19 protein-coding genes are annotated in these 19,079 nt (G+C 64.7%); 11 read left to right on the forward strand and 8 right to left on the reverse strand.

Translation table 11 applies throughout. The annotated features are described in order from the left end of the window. The first annotated feature begins 27 nt into the window (after positions 1 to 27). From HAP41_RS17500 to HAP41_RS17510, 3 genes are all read left to right on the forward strand, one after another. Positions 28 to 1,215, forward strand: a complete 1,188-nt coding sequence (locus tag HAP41_RS17500) for an amino acid ABC transporter permease (RefSeq protein ID WP_071915770.1) — start codon at positions 28 to 30, stop codon at positions 1,213 to 1,215. A gap of 2 nt (positions 1,216 to 1,217) precedes the next feature. Beyond that, complete coding sequence (locus HAP41_RS17505) at positions 1,218 to 2,327, forward strand: amino acid ABC transporter permease (protein ID WP_166099117.1); 1,110 nt, start codon at positions 1,218 to 1,220, stop codon at positions 2,325 to 2,327. A gap of 197 nt (positions 2,328 to 2,524) precedes the next feature. After that, complete coding sequence (locus HAP41_RS17510; RefSeq protein ID WP_166099112.1) at positions 2,525 to 2,707, forward strand: hypothetical protein; 183 nt, start codon at positions 2,525 to 2,527, stop codon at positions 2,705 to 2,707. A 53-nt stretch (positions 2,708 to 2,760) separates the two neighbouring features. Here the strand turns inward: HAP41_RS17510 and HAP41_RS17515 are convergent, their stop codons facing one another. Both HAP41_RS17515 and HAP41_RS17520 read right to left on the reverse strand, forming a co-directional pair. After that, positions 2,761 to 4,179 carry an amidase gene (locus HAP41_RS17515; protein WP_166099109.1) on the reverse strand — a complete coding sequence of 473 codons (1,419 nt, stop codon included), beginning with the start codon at positions 4,177 to 4,179 and terminating at the stop codon, positions 2,761 to 2,763. A gap of 114 nt (positions 4,180 to 4,293) precedes the next feature. After that, positions 4,294 to 5,070 carry an SDR family oxidoreductase gene (locus tag HAP41_RS17520; protein ID WP_166099105.1) on the reverse strand — a complete coding sequence of 259 codons (777 nt, stop codon included), beginning with the start codon at positions 5,068 to 5,070 and terminating at the stop codon, positions 4,294 to 4,296. A 159-nt stretch (positions 5,071 to 5,229) separates the two neighbouring features. Between HAP41_RS17520 and HAP41_RS17525 the strand changes: the two genes are divergently transcribed. Then, complete coding sequence (locus HAP41_RS17525) at positions 5,230 to 6,303, forward strand: tartrate dehydrogenase (RefSeq protein WP_166099101.1); 1,074 nt, start codon at positions 5,230 to 5,232, stop codon at positions 6,301 to 6,303. Positions 6,304 to 6,504: 201 nt separating this feature from the next. Here HAP41_RS17525 and HAP41_RS17530 read toward each other — a convergent pair whose 3' ends face one another. The 5 genes from HAP41_RS17530 to HAP41_RS17550 form a co-directional block, all read right to left on the reverse strand. Further along, complete coding sequence (locus HAP41_RS17530) at positions 6,505 to 7,146, reverse strand: suppressor of fused domain protein (protein WP_166099094.1); 642 nt, start codon at positions 7,144 to 7,146, stop codon at positions 6,505 to 6,507. 167 nt (positions 7,147 to 7,313) lie between these two features. Beyond that, positions 7,314 to 8,387 carry a malate/lactate/ureidoglycolate dehydrogenase gene (locus HAP41_RS17535; RefSeq protein WP_028146878.1) on the reverse strand — a complete coding sequence of 358 codons (1,074 nt, stop codon included), beginning with the start codon at positions 8,385 to 8,387 and terminating at the stop codon, positions 7,314 to 7,316. A gap of 11 nt (positions 8,388 to 8,398) precedes the next feature. Next, the gene (locus HAP41_RS17540) at positions 8,399 to 9,310 is read right to left on the reverse strand and encodes an NAD(P)-dependent oxidoreductase (RefSeq protein ID WP_166099091.1); all 912 of its coding nucleotides are present in this window, start codon (positions 9,308 to 9,310) and stop codon (positions 8,399 to 8,401) included. 12 nt (positions 9,311 to 9,322) lie between these two features. Next, entirely contained in the window at positions 9,323 to 10,573 is a 1,251-nt protein-coding gene (locus HAP41_RS17545) for a Zn-dependent hydrolase (RefSeq protein ID WP_166099088.1), read from the reverse strand. Between the two features lie 32 nt (positions 10,574 to 10,605). Further along, on the reverse strand, positions 10,606 to 11,523 hold the full coding sequence (locus tag HAP41_RS17550) for a LysR family transcriptional regulator (protein ID WP_071915762.1): 918 nt from the start codon (positions 11,521 to 11,523) through the stop codon (positions 10,606 to 10,608). Between the two features lie 119 nt (positions 11,524 to 11,642). Between HAP41_RS17550 and HAP41_RS17555 the strand changes: the two genes are divergently transcribed. The 6 genes from HAP41_RS17555 (at position 11,643) to HAP41_RS17580 (ending at position 17,220) form a co-directional block, all read left to right on the forward strand. Beyond that, positions 11,643 to 12,458, forward strand: a complete 816-nt coding sequence (locus HAP41_RS17555; RefSeq protein ID WP_166099083.1) for a putative hydro-lyase — start codon at positions 11,643 to 11,645, stop codon at positions 12,456 to 12,458. 89 nt (positions 12,459 to 12,547) lie between these two features. Then, positions 12,548 to 13,792, forward strand: a complete 1,245-nt coding sequence (locus HAP41_RS17560) for an ABC transporter substrate-binding protein (protein WP_166099080.1) — start codon at positions 12,548 to 12,550, stop codon at positions 13,790 to 13,792. A gap of 195 nt (positions 13,793 to 13,987) precedes the next feature. Then, positions 13,988 to 14,821, forward strand: a complete 834-nt coding sequence (locus tag HAP41_RS17565) for a branched-chain amino acid ABC transporter permease (protein WP_231145228.1) — start codon at positions 13,988 to 13,990, stop codon at positions 14,819 to 14,821. Next, positions 14,821 to 15,804 carry a branched-chain amino acid ABC transporter permease gene (locus HAP41_RS17570; RefSeq protein WP_166099077.1) on the forward strand — a complete coding sequence of 328 codons (984 nt, stop codon included), beginning with the start codon at positions 14,821 to 14,823 and terminating at the stop codon, positions 15,802 to 15,804. The genes HAP41_RS17565 and HAP41_RS17570 overlap by 1 nt, the downstream gene beginning before the upstream one ends. Beyond that, positions 15,801 to 16,532, forward strand: a complete 732-nt coding sequence (locus tag HAP41_RS17575) for an ABC transporter ATP-binding protein (protein ID WP_028146884.1) — start codon at positions 15,801 to 15,803, stop codon at positions 16,530 to 16,532. The genes HAP41_RS17570 and HAP41_RS17575 overlap by 4 nt, the downstream gene beginning before the upstream one ends. Further along, positions 16,516 to 17,220: an ABC transporter ATP-binding protein gene (locus HAP41_RS17580; protein WP_166099072.1), complete on the forward strand. Its 705-nt coding sequence runs from the start codon at positions 16,516 to 16,518 to the stop codon at positions 17,218 to 17,220. Before HAP41_RS17575 ends, HAP41_RS17580 begins: the two co-directional genes overlap by 17 nt. Before the next feature lie 163 nt (positions 17,221 to 17,383). Here the strand turns inward: HAP41_RS17580 and otnC are convergent, their stop codons facing one another. Then, a complete protein-coding gene (gene otnC, locus HAP41_RS17585) occupies positions 17,384 to 18,052 on the reverse strand; it encodes a 3-oxo-tetronate 4-phosphate decarboxylase (RefSeq protein ID WP_166099069.1) in 669 nt (222 codons plus the stop codon). Between the two features lie 105 nt (positions 18,053 to 18,157). On the opposite strand from otnC, the gene ltnD reads away from it, so the two are divergent. Continuing rightward, entirely contained in the window at positions 18,158 to 19,075 is a 918-nt protein-coding gene (gene ltnD / locus HAP41_RS17590; RefSeq protein ID WP_166099066.1) for an L-threonate dehydrogenase, read from the forward strand. Positions 19,076 to 19,079: the final 4 nt, after the last annotated feature.

Below are 19,079 nucleotides of genomic sequence, written 5' to 3' on the forward strand. Positions count from 1 at the left end.
GTTGCTCGCCAGAAGGATTTTTGTGCTGTGACTTCAGACAGTCCAAGACCGCCGCCCCGCCGTCGCTTCTTCGGCGGATTTGGCCGCCGAGAGCTGCAAGGCCTGTTCTGGCAGGTGCTCGTCGTCGGAATCGTGCTTGGGGTTGTCGCCTTCCTCTGGTCCAACACCGTCACCAATCTCTCGGCCCGCCGCATCACCACCGGCTTCGCTTTCCTCGGCCGGGAAGCCGGCATGCCGATCGCCGACAGCCTGCTCTCTTATAATCCGAGAGACACGTACCTGTGGGCCTTCGTCGTCGGCATCGCCAACACCTTGCGCGTCGCCGTGATCGGCATCGTGCTCGCGACGATCCTGGGCACGCTGATCGGCATTTCGCGTCTCTCCGCCAACTGGCTGTTGTCGCGGCTCGCCGCCGTCTATGTCGAAACGCTCCGCGACATCCCGCTGCTGCTTCAGCTCTTGTTCTGGTACGTGTTGATGCAGGCGCTGCCGGCCGCGCGCGCGGCCTGGCGGCCGGTCGAGGGCGTATTTCTGTCCAATCGCGGCCTGATCCTGCCGGCGATTCCGGTCGGCTCGCCGCAGCTCTGGGTGCTCGGTACAGCCGTGCTCGGGCTTGCCGTGTTCTATCTCATCAGGCGATGGCTGATCGCGCAGCAGATGCGCGACGGCAAGCCGCGGCCAGCGTGGCCCTTTGCGGTTGGCCTCATCGTCGCGCTGCCGGCGGCAATGTCGGTGGCGCTTGGTGTGTCCTGGAAGATCGAATGGCCGGAGCTGCGCGGCTTCAACTTCGTCGGCGGGCTGACGCTCGCGCCGGAGTATTTCGCGCTGCTGATCGCGCTCGTGACCTACACCTCGGCCTTCATTGCCGAGATCGTGCGCAGCGGCATCCAGTCCGTGCCGCGCGGACAATGGGATGCCGCCAATGCGCTCGGCTTGCGCCGCAGCTTCATGCTGCGGCAGATCATCCTGCCCCAGGCGCTGCGCGTCATCGTGCCGCCGATGACGAGCCAGTACCTCAACCTGACCAAGAACTCCTCGCTCGCGGTCGCGATCGGCTACCAGGACGTCGTGTCAGTCGCCAATACCACGCTGAACCAGACCGGGCAGGCGATCGAGGCCATCGCGCTGATCATGGCGGTGTTCTTGACCATCAGCCTCGGCATCAGCTTCTTCATGAACTGGTACAATTCGCGCATCGCGCTGGTGGAGCGCTGATCATGAGGGCGATCACCGACATTCCGGACGCCCCGCGTGCTGCCCGCCGCCCGCAGATGGGCAATCCGGTGCTGCGCTGGCTGCGCACCAATTTGTTCTCGTCGATCCCCAATGCCATCCTTTCGGTCGTGTTGCTGGCGATCCTCGCCAAGGGCATCTTCAGCTTCGTGCAGTGGGGCATCGCGAATGCCGTGTGGCTCACGCCGGCAAACGACTCGAGCGCCTGCCGCGCCGCGCGCGGCCTCGGTGCCTGCTGGGCGATCATCCCCGAAAAATATCGCTTCATCCTGTTCGGCACCTATCCGTTTGACGAGCAGTGGCGGCCGGCGCTGTCGGTCGTGCTGTTCATCGCGCTGTTCTATCTCTCCACCCGCCGCGCCCTGTGGCGGCGCGAGCTGGCCTATATCTGGATCGGCGCGCTGGCGCTGATCAGCGTACTGATGTGGGGCGGCGTATTCGGCCTCTCCTTCGTCTCGCAGGACCGTTGGGGCGGATTGCCGGTGACACTGATCCTGGCGACGTTTGGATTGGCCTTTGGTTTCCCGCTCGGAATCCTCGTTGCACTCGGCCGGCGCTCAAAGCTGCCGGCGATCCGCTCGCTCAGCGTCCTCTATGTCGAGCTGATCCGCGGCGTGCCGCTGGTGAGCCTGCTCTTCATGGCGAGCGTGATGTTTCCGCTGTTCATGCCGAGCGGATTCAACATCGACAAGCTGTTGCGTGCGCAGATCGCCATCATCCTGTTCGCGGGCGCTTACCTTGCCGAAGTCATCCGTGGCGGCCTCCAGGCCGTGCCGCGCGGGCAATATGAGGCCGCCGAGGCGCTGGGGCTGTCCTACTGGCGCAAGCATCGCCTGATCGTCCTGCCGCAGGCGATCCGCCATGTCATCCCGCCGCTGGTCAACACCTTCATCGCCTTCTTCAAGGACACCAGCCTGGTCCTGATCATCGGCATCTTCGACCTGCTGACGACGGCCAAGACCGCAATCATCGATCCGGCCTGGCAGCAATTCTCGGTCGAGGTCTACATCTTCGTCGCCGCGATCTACTTTGTCTTTTGCTTTGCGATGTCGCGGTACAGTCGCGGCCTGGAGGCGAATACCGCGTCGAGGTGAGCGGCTTTCCCCGCCGCGGGAGCGGGCCAGAAGCGCTGGAAGCCTATACTGGAGCGCGAAATGATTATGCCGCGCCTATATCGCGTGCCTGGATTCAAACTGGCAATCCTACGCGGCGAGATCCATCTGCAATTTGCTGGTGGCACTCACAAGAGGCACGTCACATCATGATGAAATCAGTTCTCGCAGCGTCGGCCATGCTGGTCGCGCTTTGCTCCGCCGCCTCTGCCCACGAGGCAATGAATCACTCGCACATGGCTTCGGCGGCCACCGTCCAGATGTCGCAAACGCATCCGAACTCCTTCGCCTTCGCCGCTCCAACGGATGAGGCCGGATACGACGCGCATCGGTATCACGGCGGGCCGAAAGCGAACGACTAGGGTCTGACCGGCGCACGGCGGGGACGGCCAAGTCCCCGCCGGTGCGGCTCGCGTTATGCCTTCACCTTGGGATCGATCGGCGTGGAGCCGCGCAGACCCAGAATATCCTCCAACACCTTCGCGCCGGCGATCACCTGCGCATCCGCGCGCGGGGCGCCGACGACCTGCACACCGATCGGTAGGCCCGACGCCGTAAAGCCGCAGGGCAGCGACAGCGACGGGCAGCAGGCGAGCGTGATGGCGTAGACGATGCCGAGCCATTCGACATAGTTCTCGAACTTCTTGCCGGCGCATTCGGCGACATAGCGGTGCTCGATCGGGAAGGGCGGTACGATCGTGGTTGGCGTCAACAGAAGGTCGTAGTTTTTGAAGAACTCGATCGCGCGCGCAGTCATGCCGACGCGCTGCGCCTCGGCGCGCGCGAGCTGCTCGACGGTGAGCTTGAGGCCTTCCTCGATGTTCCAGATCACCTCGGGCTTCAGAAGGTCGCGCTTGGTACGCAGCAGATTGGCCTTGGTGATCGCGAAATCGAAGGCGCGCAGGACGTGGAAGCATTCATGCGCCTCGCGCCAGTCCGGATGCGCTTCCTCCACGATCGCGCCGGCCTCCGCAAAGCGTTCCGCGGCCTTGCGCGTGATCGCCTTGACCTCGGGATCGACCGGCGTGATGCCGAGATCGGACGAATAGGCGATGCGCTTCGGCTTCTTGCCCGACTGCGCCGCCGACAGGAACGAGGTCGCAGGCGCCGGCAGCGACAGCGGGTCGTCCGCATAGTCGCCGCTCATGGCATCCAACAACAGCGCAAGATCCTCGACGTTGCGCGCCATCGGCCCAACCACGCCGAGATTGCGGTCGATCGCCGATTTGGGGGTGTGTGCGACGCGCCCGATGCTCGGCCGCATGCCGACCACGCCGCAGAAGGCCGCGGGGCTGCGCAGGCTGCCGCCCATGTCGGAGCCCTGCGCAAGCCAGGCCATGCCGGTGGCCAGCGCCACCGCCGCGCCGCCGGAGGAGCCGGCCGCAGACTTCGTCGTATCCCAGGGATTGAGCGTCGCGCCGAACACTTCGTTGAAGGTGTTGGCGCCGGCGCCGAATTCCGGTGTGTTCGACTTGGCGTAGACGACCGCGCCATTGCCTTCGAGGTTCTCGACCATGAGATCGGACTGCTTGGGCACATTGTCCTTGAAGATCGGCGAACCCTGCGTGTTCAGCACGCCCGCGACATCGGTCAGGTCCTTGATCGGTACCGGCAGGCCCGCGAGCAGGCCGCGCGCGCCGGCCGGCTTCTGCATCAGCGCCTTGGCGTTGTCCCGCGCGCGATCGAAGCATAGCGTCGGCAGCGCGTTGACCTTGCCGTCGACCTCACCGATGCGCTTCTCCAGCGCATCCAGAAGCTCGAGCGGCGAGACGTCGCCGGATCGCAGCTTGTCGACGACGGCGCGTGCGGTTTCGCGGATCAGGTCTTGAGACAACTATTTTACTCCTGTGCTTATTGTGTCGTCATTGCGAGCGCAGCGAAGCAATCCGAACTGCCACAGCGGATGCATTCCTGGATTGCTTCGCTGCGCTCGCAATGACGGGAAAAACTAACCCCAGCCCGCGCTGATGCCGCCATCCACGGTATAGATGACCCCCGACGTATATCCGGCGCGATCGGACGCCAGGAACGCCATGAGATCGCCGATCTCGCGCGCATGCGCGGGCCGGCCGAGCGGCAGGCTCTTCTGGAATTCCTTGTAACGGCTCTCATCGCCGAACTGGTGCTTTGCCCGCGTCTTGAGCAGGGTGACGTGGCGATCAGTGCCGACCGGGCCGGGATTGATGCCGACCACGCGGATGTTGTCGGCAAGGCTCTTGCCGCCGAGCGCGCGGGTGAAGGCCATCAATGCGGCGTTGCCGGCGCTGCCGCAGATGTAATTGGCGTCGAATTTTTCGCCGGCCGCGCCGATGTCATTGACGATGACGCCGCCGCCCTTCGCCTTCATCTGCGCGTAGATCTGCCGCGTCAGATTGATGTAGCCGAACACTTTCAATTCCCAGGCGTGCCGCCAGGTCGCCTCGTCGATCTTGTCGATCGAGCCGCCGGGGATGTCGCCTGCATTGTTGACGAGCACGTCGATGTCGGCGGCTTCCCTCGCGAGCCGCGCGATGTCCTCGGCCTTGCGCAGGTCCACGATGCTCGTCGCGGCATCGATCTGGTGCGCGGAGCGCAGGCGGTCCGCCAGCGCCTTGAGCTGGTCGCCGCTGCGGGCGGCGAGCAGGAGGTTCGCGCCTTCCTCGGCAAACGCCTCGGCGGCGGCTGCGCCAATGCCTTTGGACGCGCCTGTGATCAGGACGCGCTTGCAACGCAGATGCAGATCCATGAAGGGTACTCGCTCGGTGGGAACATCAGGATCAAACCAGTAGGCGCTCGGCCGCGCCACGGTCAACATTGCAGTGCAGCGTTGCACTGCTGCCGAGTTTGGTCCATTGCAGTGCGGTCAAAAAGGCGGCGGCTGCCGGACCAACCAAGGACGTTCTCGATGAGCAAGAAACAATACCGGATTGCAGTCATTCCCGGCGATGGCATCGGCAAGGAAGTGATGCCCGAGGGCATGCGCGTTCTCGAGGCAGCGGCGAAGAAGCACGGGGTGTCCCTGCATTTCGACCATTTCGACTTCTCGTCCTGGGACTATTACGAGAAGCACGGCCAGATGATGCCCGACGACTGGAAGGAAAAGATCGGCAAGCATGACGCGATCTATTTCGGCGCCGTCGGCTGGCCGGCCAAGATTCCGGATCACGTCTCGCTGTGGGGGTCGCTGATCAAGTTTCGCCGCGAGTTCGACCAGTATGTGAATTTGCGCCCGGTGCGGCTGATGCCCGGCGTGCCGTCGCCGCTGGCCAACCGCAAGCCCGGTGACATCGATTTCTGGGTGGTGCGCGAGAACACCGAAGGTGAATATTCCTCCGTCGGCGGCCGCATGTTCCCGGACACCGACCGGGAGTTCGTGACGCAGCAGACGGTGATGACCCGCACCGGCGTCGACCGCATCCTGAAATTCGCTTTCGAGCTCGCGCAGTCGCGCCCGAAGAAGCACCTGACCTCGGCGACCAAGTCCAACGGCATCTCCATCACCATGCCCTATTGGGACGAGCGCGTGGAGGCGATGGCCAAGAAGTTTCCGGGCGTGAAGTGGGACAAGTACCACATTGACATTCTGACCGCGAACTTCGTGCTGCATCCGGACTGGTTCGACGTCGTGGTCGGCTCGAATCTGTTCGGCGACATCCTCTCCGATCTCGGCCCGGCCTGCACTGGCACCATCGGCATCGCGCCATCAGGCAACATCAATCCCGAGGGCGATTTCCCCTCGGTGTTCGAGCCGGTGCACGGCTCGGCGCCCGATATTGCGGGGCAGGGCATCGCCAACCCGATCGGCGCGATCTGGTCCGGCGCGATGATGCTCGAGCACCTCGGCGAGAAGGAGGCCGGTAAGTCGATCGTCGATGCGATCGAGCGCACGCTCGCCGAACGGACGCTGCGAACGAAGGACCTCGGCGGCAACGCCGACACCACCGCCTGCGGCAAGGCGGTCTCGGATATGGTGGATTGAGGCGGCAGATCTTCCCCTCCCCCCTTGTGGGAGAGGGTGGCTCGCCGCGTAGCGGCGAGACGGGTGAGGGGTCTGTCTCCGCAGAGACGGGCCTCTCGTCCGAGAATTTTTTCTTCGCGGAGAGAACCCCTCATCCGGCGCTTCGCGCCACCTTCTCCCACAAGTGGAGAAGGGAAGGGGCAGCGGTGTTTTGGGCGCACTCTACACGTAAGATTTCCGCGTCGGATCGAAGATCGGCGGATAATTGTTCTCGTCGAGCAGATCGAGAAACGGGTCGAGTCCCCTGGACTTGATGAGGCCGAGCTCCTGATGCGAGATCAGGTTCACGGTCAGGATCTCCACGGGATCGCTCGCGATCTCCAGCGCCTCGGCGATCTGCTTATCGGGGCCGATGATCGGTGTGAGAAACAGGAGCGTCTCGAAGTCCGTTCCTGCAACCGGCGGACACGGCAGCGCGACGCGATGACCAAAACCGAACCACGTCGTGTCGATGAACGGCAGATTGGCCAGCCAGCGCAGATTGGCGCAAACCTCCTCTGTCGGCTCCCGGACATACCACATCAGCTCGGCACGTGGCTTGGCGTCCCCATGCACCCCCGGCATTCGCTGTTCGCTCATGCCGTTGGTCAGAAGCACATAACCTTCGTCAGATCCCTCCTGGCACACCGGCACGAAATCGCGGCCAAAGGCGTGGATGTCGATGCGGCGCTCCGCGCTGTCGGTGAAGCTGTGCTCGGGCTCGCCAAGCTCGCTTTCATAGATCGCGAGCCGGTGCCGGTAGAAGTCGGTTTCGGGTAACGGCTCGCTTGAGCCGGACATGAGCTTTGCAAGACGGGAGAACATGTGAACCTCGGGGGCGGATGTGGACCGGGATATCCGCGTTGTCGTGAGACGACGCGGGCCGGTTCAAATCCGCTCCACGAGTGCGGTGATGCTTCGCTTTAGTCCAGACCTCGTTGCGCGATCGTGCACTTGGCCGGGCTATTCTCAGCGATGCGCTTCGTTCCCGACTACCCCGCGATCTTCTCGATCGCCGCCTGATCCAGTCCGAACTTCGTCCCGGCCTCCAGGATTTCCTGCCACGTGGTCGGGTCGACCGGAATGCCTTCGGCCAGACGCTTCTTCCTCGTCTCGCGCTCGGGATCGCCGGCGATCTTCACCTTGTCGACGCCGGGAGCGGGCGGCGAGCCGGTGTGCCAGGCAACAAAACTCTCGACCTCGCTCGCAAGGTTGTCGCCGGTGCCGAGCTTGTTCGGGTCGATGACGATCGAGAGCATGCCGTTGAGGACGTTGTACTTGCCGTCGGACGGGCCCTTGACCACCTGCCCGCCGGAGAGCGCGCCGCCGAGGATTTCGCACACCAGTGCGAGGCCGGAGCCCTTGTGCTCGCCGAACGGCAGGATGGCGCCGTGCGGCGGGATCACGGTGTAGCGCGGGTTGGTGGTCGGCTTGCCTTCGTTGTCGATGATGGTGCCGGGCTCGAGCTCGACGCCCTTGTTGTGGGCGACGCGGGTCTTGCCCTGCGCGATCCTGCTGGTGGCGAAGTCGAGCACGATCGGGTCCTTGCCCCTGCGTGGGATGCCGACGCAGAACGGGTTGGTGCCGTGGCGCGCATCGCTGCCGCCCCACGGCGCCACGATCGGGCGCGAGATCACGTTGACGAAGTGGATCGAGACCAGTCCGTGGTCGATGCACTGCTCGGCCCAATGGCCGATGCGGCCGATGTGGTGCGAGTTGGAGAGGCCGACGAGACACACGCCGTTGCGCTTGGCGCGCTCTGCCGCCAGCTCCATCGCTTCATGGCCGATCACCTGGCCATAGCCGGTGAGGCCGTCCAGGGTGAGAAGCGGACCGGTGTCGAGCACGATCTTGACGTGCGCGTTCACGGCGAGGCCGCCCGTGGTGACGCTCTGGACATAGCGCGGGATCATGCCGACGCCGTGCGAGTCATGTCCTCTAAGATTGGCCTCGACAAGGTTGGTGGACACGAGCTCGGCTTCGCGGTCCGTAGATCCGCCCGCCTTGACGATGGCGCGGACGACGTTGGTGAGCGGCTGTGCCTTGATGGTGCGATAGTCGGCCATTGTTGTTGCTTTTATCCCTTCACGATCCGGCGGCAATGGACCCATGCCGCTTCAATCAGGTTCTCGCTCGCTTCCGGCGTGCGGAAGGCCGAATGCGCCGACAGCGTCACGTTTGGCAGTTTTGTCAGCGGATGGTCGCCGGGCAGGGGCTCGATGTTGAAGACGTCGAGGCCGGCATGGCGGATGTGGCCGCACTTCAGCGCGTCGATCATCGCCTGCTCGTCGACGACCGCGGCACGCGCGGTGTTGATCAGGATGACACCGGGCTTCATCGCAGAAATCTTCTCGCGCGTGATCATGCCGCGGGTCTCGTCGTTGAGCAGCAGATGCAGCGACACGACGTCGCTTCTGGCCAGCAGCGTGTCGAGATCGGTGAACTCGACGCCCGGATGGCTCTTGGGCGACCGGTTCCAGGCGATCACCTTCATGCCTGAGCCGACCGCAATGCGTGCGACTTCCGCGGCGATGCCGCCGAAGCCGATCAGGCCGAGCGTCTTGCCGGTGAGCTGCATGCCATCCTCGCGCAGCCAATTGCCGCCGCGCATCTCGCGATCCATCATCGCGATGACGCGGGCGGAGGCCCACATCAGCGCGATCGCGGATTCGGCGACGGCGGTGTCGCCATAGCCCTTGATCAGGTGCACGGAGATGCCGAGCTCGGCGAGTTCTTCCGGGTTCATATAGCTGCGCGCACCGGTGCCGAGGAACACGACGTGCTTGAGGCCTGTGCACCTCTTCGCGACCTCGGTCGGCAGCGCGGTGTGGTCGACGATGGCGATCTCCGCACCATCGAGGATCTCAGGATATTGCTCGGGCTTGATGTCGGGATCCCTGTGGATCCGCACCTCGGGGTCGCCGGGCTTCCCCAGCCGCTCCATGATCACGGCGAGGGCTTCGTTGGCGTCGACGAAAACTCCGCGCATGGCTCTCTCCGATCAGGACGCGACGCCGGCGATCGCCAGCACGGTATGCATCAGCACGTTGGTGCCCGCGGCGCAGTCGGGCTGCGTGGCGTCTTCCAGCTCGTTGTGGCTGATGCCGTCCTTGCAGGGCACGAACACCATCGCCGCCGGCATGACGGTGTTGAGGTTGCAGGCATCGTGGCCGGCGCCGGAGGTGATGCGACGGGAGGAATAGCCGAGCGTCTTCGCCGCGTTCTCGACCGCCGCGATCAGCTTGGAATCGAAATGCGTCGGCGGCTTGCGCCAGACCAGGTCGATCTTGACCTCGACCTTGCGGCGCGCGGCGATCTCGGCAATGGCGGCGCGCAGATCGCGATCGAGCGCGTCCATGATGGCGCCATCCGCGCTGCGGCAATCCATGGTGAAGGCGATCTCGCCGGGAATGACGTTGCGCGAGGGATTTGCGATCACGGCCTCGCCGATTGTGCCGACGGCCTTGGGCCCATGCTTCTTGGCAATGGCCTCCATCGCGAGCACGATTTCGGAGAGCGTCGCAAGCGCATCGCGCCGCAGCGGCATCGGCGTCGATCCGGCATGGCTCTCGAAGCCGGAAATCTTGCCGTCGTACCAGAGCACGCCCTGGCCGGAATCGACCACGCCGATGGTCTTGCCCTCGGCCTCGAGGATCGGACCCTGCTCGATGTGCAATTCGACGAAACAGCCGAGCTTCTGAAAGCCGACCGGCTTGTCGCCGCGATAGCCGATGCTGTCGAGCGCCTGGCTGACGGTCGTGCCGTCGATATCCTTGCGCGAGAGAATGTCGTCGGTGGTGAAGTCGCCGACGTAAGCGGCGGACGCCATCATCGCCGGTGCGAAGCGCGAGCCTTCCTCGTTGGTCCAGTTGACGACGCAGATCGGTGCTTCGGTTTCGATGCCGGCGTCGTTCAGCGTGCGGATCACTTCCAGCGCGCCGAGCGTCCCCAGAATGCCGTCATACTTGCCGCCGGTCGGCTGGGTGTCGAGATGCGAGCCGATGCCGACGGGCAGCTTCGACATGTCGCGGCCCTTGCGCAGGCCGAACTGTGAGCCGAGCGCATCGGTGTGCACCTCGAGGCCGGCATCCTCGCAAGCCTTGCGGAACCAGTCGCGCACCTGCTTGTCTTCGCTGCTCAGCGTCAGCCGCCGTACGCCGCCCTTGGCCGTCCCGCCAAACTGGGCGGTCTCGTGGATGGAGCCCCAGAGGCGGGCAGAATCGATTTGCAGATTGGTGGCGGCTCGGCTCATGCGGTCGGTCTCTCGGTTGTCCGGCGCCTTTTTCAATGACGCGCCGGCGCGGACTCGTCAACCGCGAGGCTGCTCTGCGCAATCTGCCGTGCGAGCTCGGCGACGCGCTCCACCGCGACGACGTCAGGCGAGGCCAGCCAGCTCGCCGTGAATGTCAGCGGCGCTATGGCGAGATCGGTTTCGAGCAGTTGCAACCGCCCGTCGGCGAGCTCGTTCTCGACGATGGCATCGGGGATCACGGCGATGCCGAGCCCTTCGACCGCCATATGGATGACCGTCGCCAGCGATGCGGAGGCATGCAGCCGGATCGGCGGCAGCTCCGGCCGGTCGAAGACTTCGCGCACGACCTCGTAAGGCCTGGTCTTGCGCGGGAAGGTGATGATCGGAAACCGCGCGAGGTCGGCGCGCGTCACCGGGCCGTCGCCGAGCCCGAGCGAGGGGCTTGCGAGAAAGCCGATCGGATAATCCGCGAGCACGCGATTGTGGACGCCCGAGGCCGACAGCGGCCCCACCACGAAGGCGAGCTCGATCTCCTGCGCGAGCAGGCGCGCAGTGAGGTTCGGCGTGATGTCGACCTCGATCTCCAGTGACAGGTTCGGATAGACTTCGTTCATGCTCTTGACGAGCCGCGGCAGCCAGGTGTGCACGATGGTCTCGGCGACGCCGAGGCGCATCACGCCGCGCATCGCCGAGCGGTCGCCGATCTCGGCGATCATCGCCGCCCTCAGGCCGATCAATTTCTCCGCATAGACCATCATCTGCCGGCCGCTCGGCGTCGGCGAAGCAACGCGATGATCGCGGTTGAGGAGCTTTACGCCCATCTCGCGCTCGAGCTGGGCGATGCGCTGGGAGATCGCCGGCTGGGTCGTATTGAGCCGTGCTGCGGCGCCGCGAAAGCTGCCGAGCTTCACAACCCAAAGGAAGGTTTCGATCGACCTGAAGTCCAGCATGAGAAGGATTTTCCCGATCGATAAATCTAATTTATCAAGATCGATTAGAAAGGAAGATTAGACTTTATAGCATGCTTGGTGTTGGCTGTCTTTGTCGAGTTTATAGGCAGGTCGATCAAATGACTATTTTGGTGGCAGCGCAGCAAACTGAAACGCCCGACACGCTCCCAAGCCGCCTGGCACGGCTCGCCTATCGCGGCGGCCAGGTCGGATCTACCGCCGGCGTCGCTCCCGGCTTCGTCCAGGGCAATCTGGCGATCCTGCCGGCCGAATATGCCAGCGCCTTTCACCGCTTCTGCCAGCTCAATCCGAAACCGTGCCCGATCATCGGCATGTCCGATGTCGGCAGCCCGCACATCCCCGCGCTCGGCGCCGATCTCGACATCCGCACCGACGTGCCGCGCTATCGCATCTGGCGCGACGGCGAGGTGGTCGACGAGCCGACCGACGTGACCAAGCATTGGCGCGACGATCTCGTGACCTTCGTGCTCGGCTGCTCGTTCTCGTTCGAAGAGGCGTTGCTCGACGAGGGCATGCCGATCCGCCACATCGAGCAGAACGTGCGCGTGCCGATGTACCGCACCAACATCGCCTGCGGCGAGGCCGGTCCGTTCGCCGGTCCCATGGTGGTGTCGATGCGTCCGTTCAAGCCGGCCGATGCGATCCGCGCGGTGCAGATCACCTCGCGTTATCCCGCCGTGCACGGTGCACCCGTGCATCTCGGCCATCCGCACCTGATCGGCATCAAGGATCTCGCCAAGCCGGATTACGGCGATCCCGTGCCCGTCGCCGACGACGAGATCCCGGTGTTCTGGGCCTGCGGCGTGACGCCGCAATCGGTGATCAACGCCGCCAGGCTGCCGTTCGCGATCACGCATTCGCCCGGCCTGATGCTGGTGACGGATCTGAAGAACCGGAACATGGCCGTGATTTAGTAGGCAGCGTTTGCTGCTTCTTCGGGCTTTACCGCATCCATCAATCGCTCCATTCGATCAGTCGAAATTTAGTAACAGGGGACTTTGCCATGACGATCTCTCGCCGTGACGTGCTGCTTGGTGCCACAGCCACTGCCGCGCTGGTGCCGCTCGCTGCACGCGCCCAGACCTCCGAGGTCGTGATCGGCGTGATCTATCCGTTCTCCGGCGGCAGCGCGCAGCAGGGCGTCGACGCGCAGAAGGCCTATGAGACCGCGCTCGAGGTCATCAACAAGGACACCGATTTCGATCTGCCGCTGGCCAAGGGCGAGGGTCTGCCGGGCCTCGGCGGCGCAAAAGTCCGCCTCGTGTTCGCCGACCACCAGGCCGATCCGCAAAAGGGCCGCGCCGAGGCCGAGCGCCTGATCACGCAGGAGAAGGTCTCCGCGATCATCGGCACCTATCAAAGCGCGGTCGCCGTCACCGTCAGCCAGATCTGCGAGCGCTACCAGATCCCGTTCGTCTCCGCCGACAACTCCTCGCCGAGCCTGCATCGTCGCGGCCTCAAATACTACTTCCGCGCCGCCCCGCATGACGAGATGTACTCGGCTGCGATGTTCGACTTCTTCGATGCCTTGAAGAAGAAGGGCACCAAGATCGAGACGCTGTCGCTGTTCCACGAGGACACCATCTTCGGCACCGACTCCGGCAACGCCCAGGCCAAGATCGCCGGCGAGCGCGGCTACAAGATCGTCACCGACATCAAGTATCGCGCCAACTCGCCCTCGCTCTCGGCCGAGGTGCAGCAGCTCAAGACCGCCAATGCCGACGTGCTGATGCCGTCGAGCTACACCACGGACGGCATCCTGCTGGTCAAGACCATGGCCGAGCTGGGCTACAAGCCGAACGCGATCGTGGCGCAGGACGCCGGCTTCTCGGAGAAGGCGCTCTATGACGCCGTCGGCGACAAGCTCGAAGGCGTGATCTCGCGCGGCACCTTCTCGCTCGATCTCGCGCAGAAGCGTCCCATGGTCGGCAAGATCAACGAGATGTTCAAGGCGCGCTCGGGCAAGGACTTCAACGACCTCACCTCACGCCAGTTCATGGGCCTGATCATCCTGGCCGACGCCATCAACCGCGCCAAGTCGGCCGACGGCGAGAAGATCCGCGATGCGCTGGCCGCGACCGACATCCCGGGCGAGCAGACCATCATGCCCTGGAAGCGCGTCAAGTTCGACGAGGCCGGCCAGAACAACGACGCCGACCCGGTGCTGCTGCAATATGTCGGCGGCAAGTTCGTCACCATCTTCCCGCCGCAGGCCGCGATCGCGGAAGCGATCTGGCCGATGAAGTAGGATTGGGAAGCGGGAGCTCGGACGTAGCTCCCGCCCTCATCCTGAGGAGCGGGCGTAGCCCGCGTCTCGAAGGACGAGGGCTGGGCCATCCTTCGAGACGCGCGCTGGTGCGCGCTCCTCAGGATGAGGATCTATTTCGGGGGACGACTTTTGACAGCTCAAGCCATTATCCAGAGTCTCGCGAGCGGCCTTCTGATGGGCCTGCTCTACGGACTGATCGCGGTCGGCCTCGCGCTGATCTTCGGCCTGATGGACGTCACGAACTTCGCCCATGGCGAATTCCTGATGCTCGCGATGTACCTGTCCTTCTTTCTGTTCGCGTTCTTCGCGATCGATCCCCTGCTGTCGGCCCCATTGGTCGCAGCGGCGATGTTCGTGTTCGGAGCGGTGGTCTATCTACTCCTTGTACGCTTCGCCATGCGGGCCAAGGCCAATGCCGGCATGGTGCAGATCTTCACGACTTTCGGCCTTGCGATCGTGATGCGCGGCCTCGCGCAGTACTTCTTCACGCCGGACTATCGCAGCATTCCACAGTCCTGGCTCGGCGGTAAAACCATCTCGGTCGCCGGCATCTTCCTGCCCGAGCCGCAGCTCATCGGTGCGCTGGTCTCGATCGCGGCCTTCGCCGGGCTCTACCTCTTCATCCACCGCACCGACTTCGGCCGCGCGCTGGAAGCCACCCGCGAGGATCCCGGCGCCGTCGCGCTCGTCGGCATCGACAAGAACCGCGTGTTCGCGTTCGGCTGGGGCCTCGGCGCCGCGCTGGTCGGTCTCGCCGGTGCGATCATGGCGGTGTTCTTCTACATCTATCCCGATGTCGGCGCGTCGTTCGCGCTGATCGCCTACGTCACCGTGGCGCTCGGCGGCTTCGGCAGCGTGTTCGGCGCCTTCGCCGGCGGCATCATTGTCGGCCTGGTCGAAGCGGTGACCGCGCTGGTGTTGCCGCCATCGCTGAAGTCCGTCGGCATCTATGCCGTCTATCTCCTCGTCGTCTTCATCCGGCCGCGCGGCCTGTTCGGGTCGATGTGATGGACAAGGCTTTTGCAGCGCGGCGCCGCCGCGACCTCATCATCGCCGCAGTGCTGGCCGGGCTCGCAGCGCTGGCTCCGCTGTTGATCAAGGATGTTTACGTCCAGAACATCCTGATCCTGACCCTGATGTATGCGGCGCTGTCGCAGAGCTGGAACATCCTGTCCGGCTATTGCGGGCAGATCTCGCTGGGGCACGCGCTCTATTTCGGCATCGGCGCCTACACCACCGAGCTGCTGTTCACCAAGTTCGGCGTGCTGCCCTGGTTCGGCATGCTCGCCGGCGGCGTGATTGCGGCGATCATCGCAATGGGGCTCGGCTATCCCTTCTTCCGCCTGCGCGGCCATTACTTCGTGATCGCGACCATCGTCATCGCCGAGATCGGACTGCTCTTGTTCCAGAACTGGGAATGGGCGGGGGCTGCGATGGGAATCACCGTTCCCGTGCGCGGCGACAGCTGGCTGAAATTCCAGTTCATGCGCAGCAAGCTGCCGTACTTCTATTTCGCGCTGGTGCTGTGCGGCCTCGCCTGGTTCGTCACCTGGTGGCTGGAGGACTCCAAATGGGGCTTCTGGTGGCGCGCGGTGAAGGACAATCCGGAAGCGGCCGAGAGCCTCGGCGTCGTCGTGTTCAACTCCAAGATGGGCGCGGCCGCGGTCTCCGCCTTCCTCGTCGCCATCGGCGGTGCCTTCTATGCGCAGTTTCTCGCCTATATCGACCCTGAAAGCGTGATGGGCTTCCAGTTCTCGCTGCTGATGGCGCTGCCGGCCGTGCTCGGCGGCATCGGCACCCTCTGGGGGCCTGTGCTTGGGGCTGCCATCCTGATCCCGATGACGGAGCTGACGCGCTCTTATATCGGCGGCTCAGGCCGTGGCGTTGACCTCATCGTCTACGGCGCCCTGATCGTCGCGATCTCGCTGGCCCTGCCGCGCGGCTTGGTGAGCCTGTTCTCCCGTTCGAAAGCAAGAGGAGCCACGCGATGACTGCGCTCCTTGAGACCCGCGGCGTCTGGCAGCGGTTCGGCGGCCTGGTCGCCAACAGCGATGTCTCGATCTCGGTCGGCCGCGGCGAGATCGTCGGTCTGATCGGGCCGAACGGTGCCGGCAAGTCGACGCTGTTCAATCTCATCGCCGGCGTCCTGCCGCCGACGCAAGGGTCGATCTGGTTCGACGGCGAGGATGTCACCAACATGCCGGCGGCCGAGCGCTGCCAGCGTGGCGTCGGGCGCACCTTCCAGGTGGTCAAGAGCTTTGAGACCATGACTGTTATCGACAACGTCATCGTCGGTGCTCTCGTCCGCAACACCGTGATGCGCGAGGCACGCCGCAAGGCGCATGAGGTGCTCGAATTCACCGGCCTTGCCGCGCGCGCCGACGTGCTCGCGAGCGACCTCGTGCCGGCCGAGAAACGCCGCCTCGAAGTCGCCCGTGCGCTGGCGACCGAACCAAAGCTGCTGCTGCTGGACGAAGTCCTCACCGGCCTGACGCCGACCGAGGCGCAGACCGGCGTCGCGCTGGTGCGCAAGGTCCGCGATGCCGGCATCACCGTTTTGATGGTCGAGCATGTCATGGAGATCGTGATGCCGCTGGTCGACCGCGCCATCGTGCTCGACCTCGGCAAGGTGCTGGTCGAGGGTAAGCCTTCCGACGTCGTCCGCGATCCCAAGGTGATCAGCGCATATCTGGGAGATCGTCATGCTGTCGGTGCATGAAGTCACGACCGCCTATCAGGGCCTGGTCGCGATCTCTGCGGTCTCGATCGAGGTCCAGAAGGGTGAGATCGTCTGCGTCGCCGGCGCCAATGGCGCGGGCAAGTCGACGCTGCTCAAATCCATCACCGGCGCCGAGCGCCCGCGCTCGGGCACGGTGACGTTCGACGGCAAGCGCCTCGACGGCATGGCGCAGCATCACATCACCGCCACCGGCATCGCCTATGTGCCGGAGAACCGCCGCCTGTTCCCGCGCCTGTCGGTGCGCGACAATCTGCGCCTCGGCAGCTATCTGTACCGCGGTGACGCCGACCGCGAGGGGCCGCTCAATCTCGTGTTCACGCTGTTCCCGCGTCTCCAGGAACGTTTGGAGCAACGCGCCGAGACGCTGTCCGGCGGCGAGCAGCAGATGCTTGCCATCGGCCGCGCGTTGATGACGCGCCCGCGGCTGCTGATGCTGGACGAGCCCTCGCAGGGCATCATGCCGAAGCTGGTCGACGAAATCTTCCAGGCGGTGCTGCGCATCCGCGACGCCGGCATGACCGTGCTGATCGTCGAGCAGCGCATGGCCGAGTGCCTGGAGATCGCCGACCGCGCCTACATCCTGCAAACCGGCCGCGTGCTGATGCAGGGCCCGGCAGAGGAGATCAGGGGGAACCCGGACGTACGGAAGGCGTATCTGGGGCTTTAGTTACTACACGATCGGTGTCATCGCCCGCGAAGGCGGGCGATCCAGTATTCCAGAGACATTAGTTGGCTACGGAGAAGCCGCGGCGTACTGGATTCCCCGCCTTCGCGGGGAATGACAGCGGTGAGTGAGGCCGCGCCATCGCGCTCGTCACGAGACGGTGGCGCTAATGCTCGTGCCCGGGCAGCGTCACCCCGAACACCTTCACCAGATCCTTCACCTGCTCCGGCGACAAATACCGCGGGTTCATCCCGCGCAGCAGCAGGTACAGCTTCGCCGTCTCCTCCAGCTCCTCCGTCGCGAATACCGCGGCCTCCAGCGTGTCGCCAGCGACCACCGGGCCGTGATTGGCGAGCAGCACGGATGAATATTTGCCCGCCAGTCCCTTGATCGCATCCGCAACCGCGGGATCGCCGGGGCGGTAATAGGGCACAAGCGCAGTGGCGCCGCATTTCATCAGATAATAAGCCGTCATCGGCGGCAGCGCGGCGCGTGGGTCGATCTCGGGTAGCATCGAAAGCGCGACCGAATGGGTGGAGTGCAGATGCACGATCGCCCGCGCGCTTTCGCGCGTGTCGTAGAGCGCGGTGTGCAGCGGAACTTCCTTGGTCGGCGCATCGCCCGAGAGGAGGCGGCCCCGTGCGTCCAGCCGCGACAGTCGCGCCGGGTCGAGGAAGCCGAGCGAGGCGTTGGTGGGGGTGACGAGCCAACCCCCGTCGTGCATCTTGACGCTGATATTGCCGGAAGAGCCCGGCGTCAGCCCGCGCTCGAACAAGGACCGTCCGAAGCGGCAGATATCCTCGCGCAGCCGGGTCTCGTTGCTCATGGCCGTCATGCCCGCTTGTCTCACGCTTTGGCAGCGCGGCCAAGCCGTGTTATTCGGATCAGTGAGCCGCCGCAAAGGGCGGCCGTCCAGGAAACGTTCGCAAGGGTCAGTTGCATGTCCGCCTCCACGTCACAAAATCAGCGTATCGTGGTCATCGGGCTCGGCTCGATGGGGTTCGGCATGGCGACCTCGCTGAAGCGCGCCGGTCATGCGGTGACCGGCTGCGACGTCTCGGCTGACGCCGTGGCGCGTTTCGTGAAGGACGGCGGCACAGGCGTCAGCACGCCGGCGGAAGCGGCCAAGGGCGCCGACATCGTCGTCAGCGTCGTCGTCAATGCCGCGCAGACCGAGACCATCCTGTTCGGCAAGGATGGCGCCGCCGAGACCCTGCCGAAGGACAGCGTCTTCCTGTCCTCCGCCACCATGGACCCGGATGTGGCCCGTCGCCTCGCAAAGCAGTTGGAGGCGACCGGCCGTCACTATCTGGATGCGCCGATCTCCGGCGGCGCGCAGCGCGCGGCCCAAGGTGAGCTGACGATCCTTGCCTCCGGCAGTCCCGCCGCCTTTGCAAAGGCACGGCCGGCGCTCGATGCCATGGCGGCAAAACTCTACGAGCTCGGCGATGCCGCAGGGCAGGGCGCGGCCTTCAAGATGATCAACCAGCTGCTCGCCGGCGTGCACATCGCCGCCGCCAGCGAAGCGATGGCGTTCGCCGCCAAGCAGGGCCTCGACATCCGCAAGGTCTATGAGGTGATCACGGCCTCCGCCGGCAATTCCTGGATGTTCGAGAACCGCATGCCGCACGTGCTCGACGGCGATTACACGCCGCGCAGCGCGGTGGAGATCTTCGTCAAGGACCTCGGCATCATCCAGGACATGGCGCGCAGCGCCCGCTTCCCGGTGCCGGTCTCGGCCGCCGCTCTCCAGATGTTCCTGATGACGTCAGCAGCCGGCATGGGCCGCGATGACGACGCCTCGGTGGCGCGCATGTATGCGCAGGTCACCGGCGTAAAACTTCCCGGCGACAAGTAGAGCC

The organism is Bradyrhizobium barranii subsp. apii, assembly GCF_011516635.5.
In the GTDB taxonomy this organism is placed as follows: Bacteria; Pseudomonadota; Alphaproteobacteria; order Rhizobiales; family Xanthobacteraceae; genus Bradyrhizobium; species Bradyrhizobium barranii.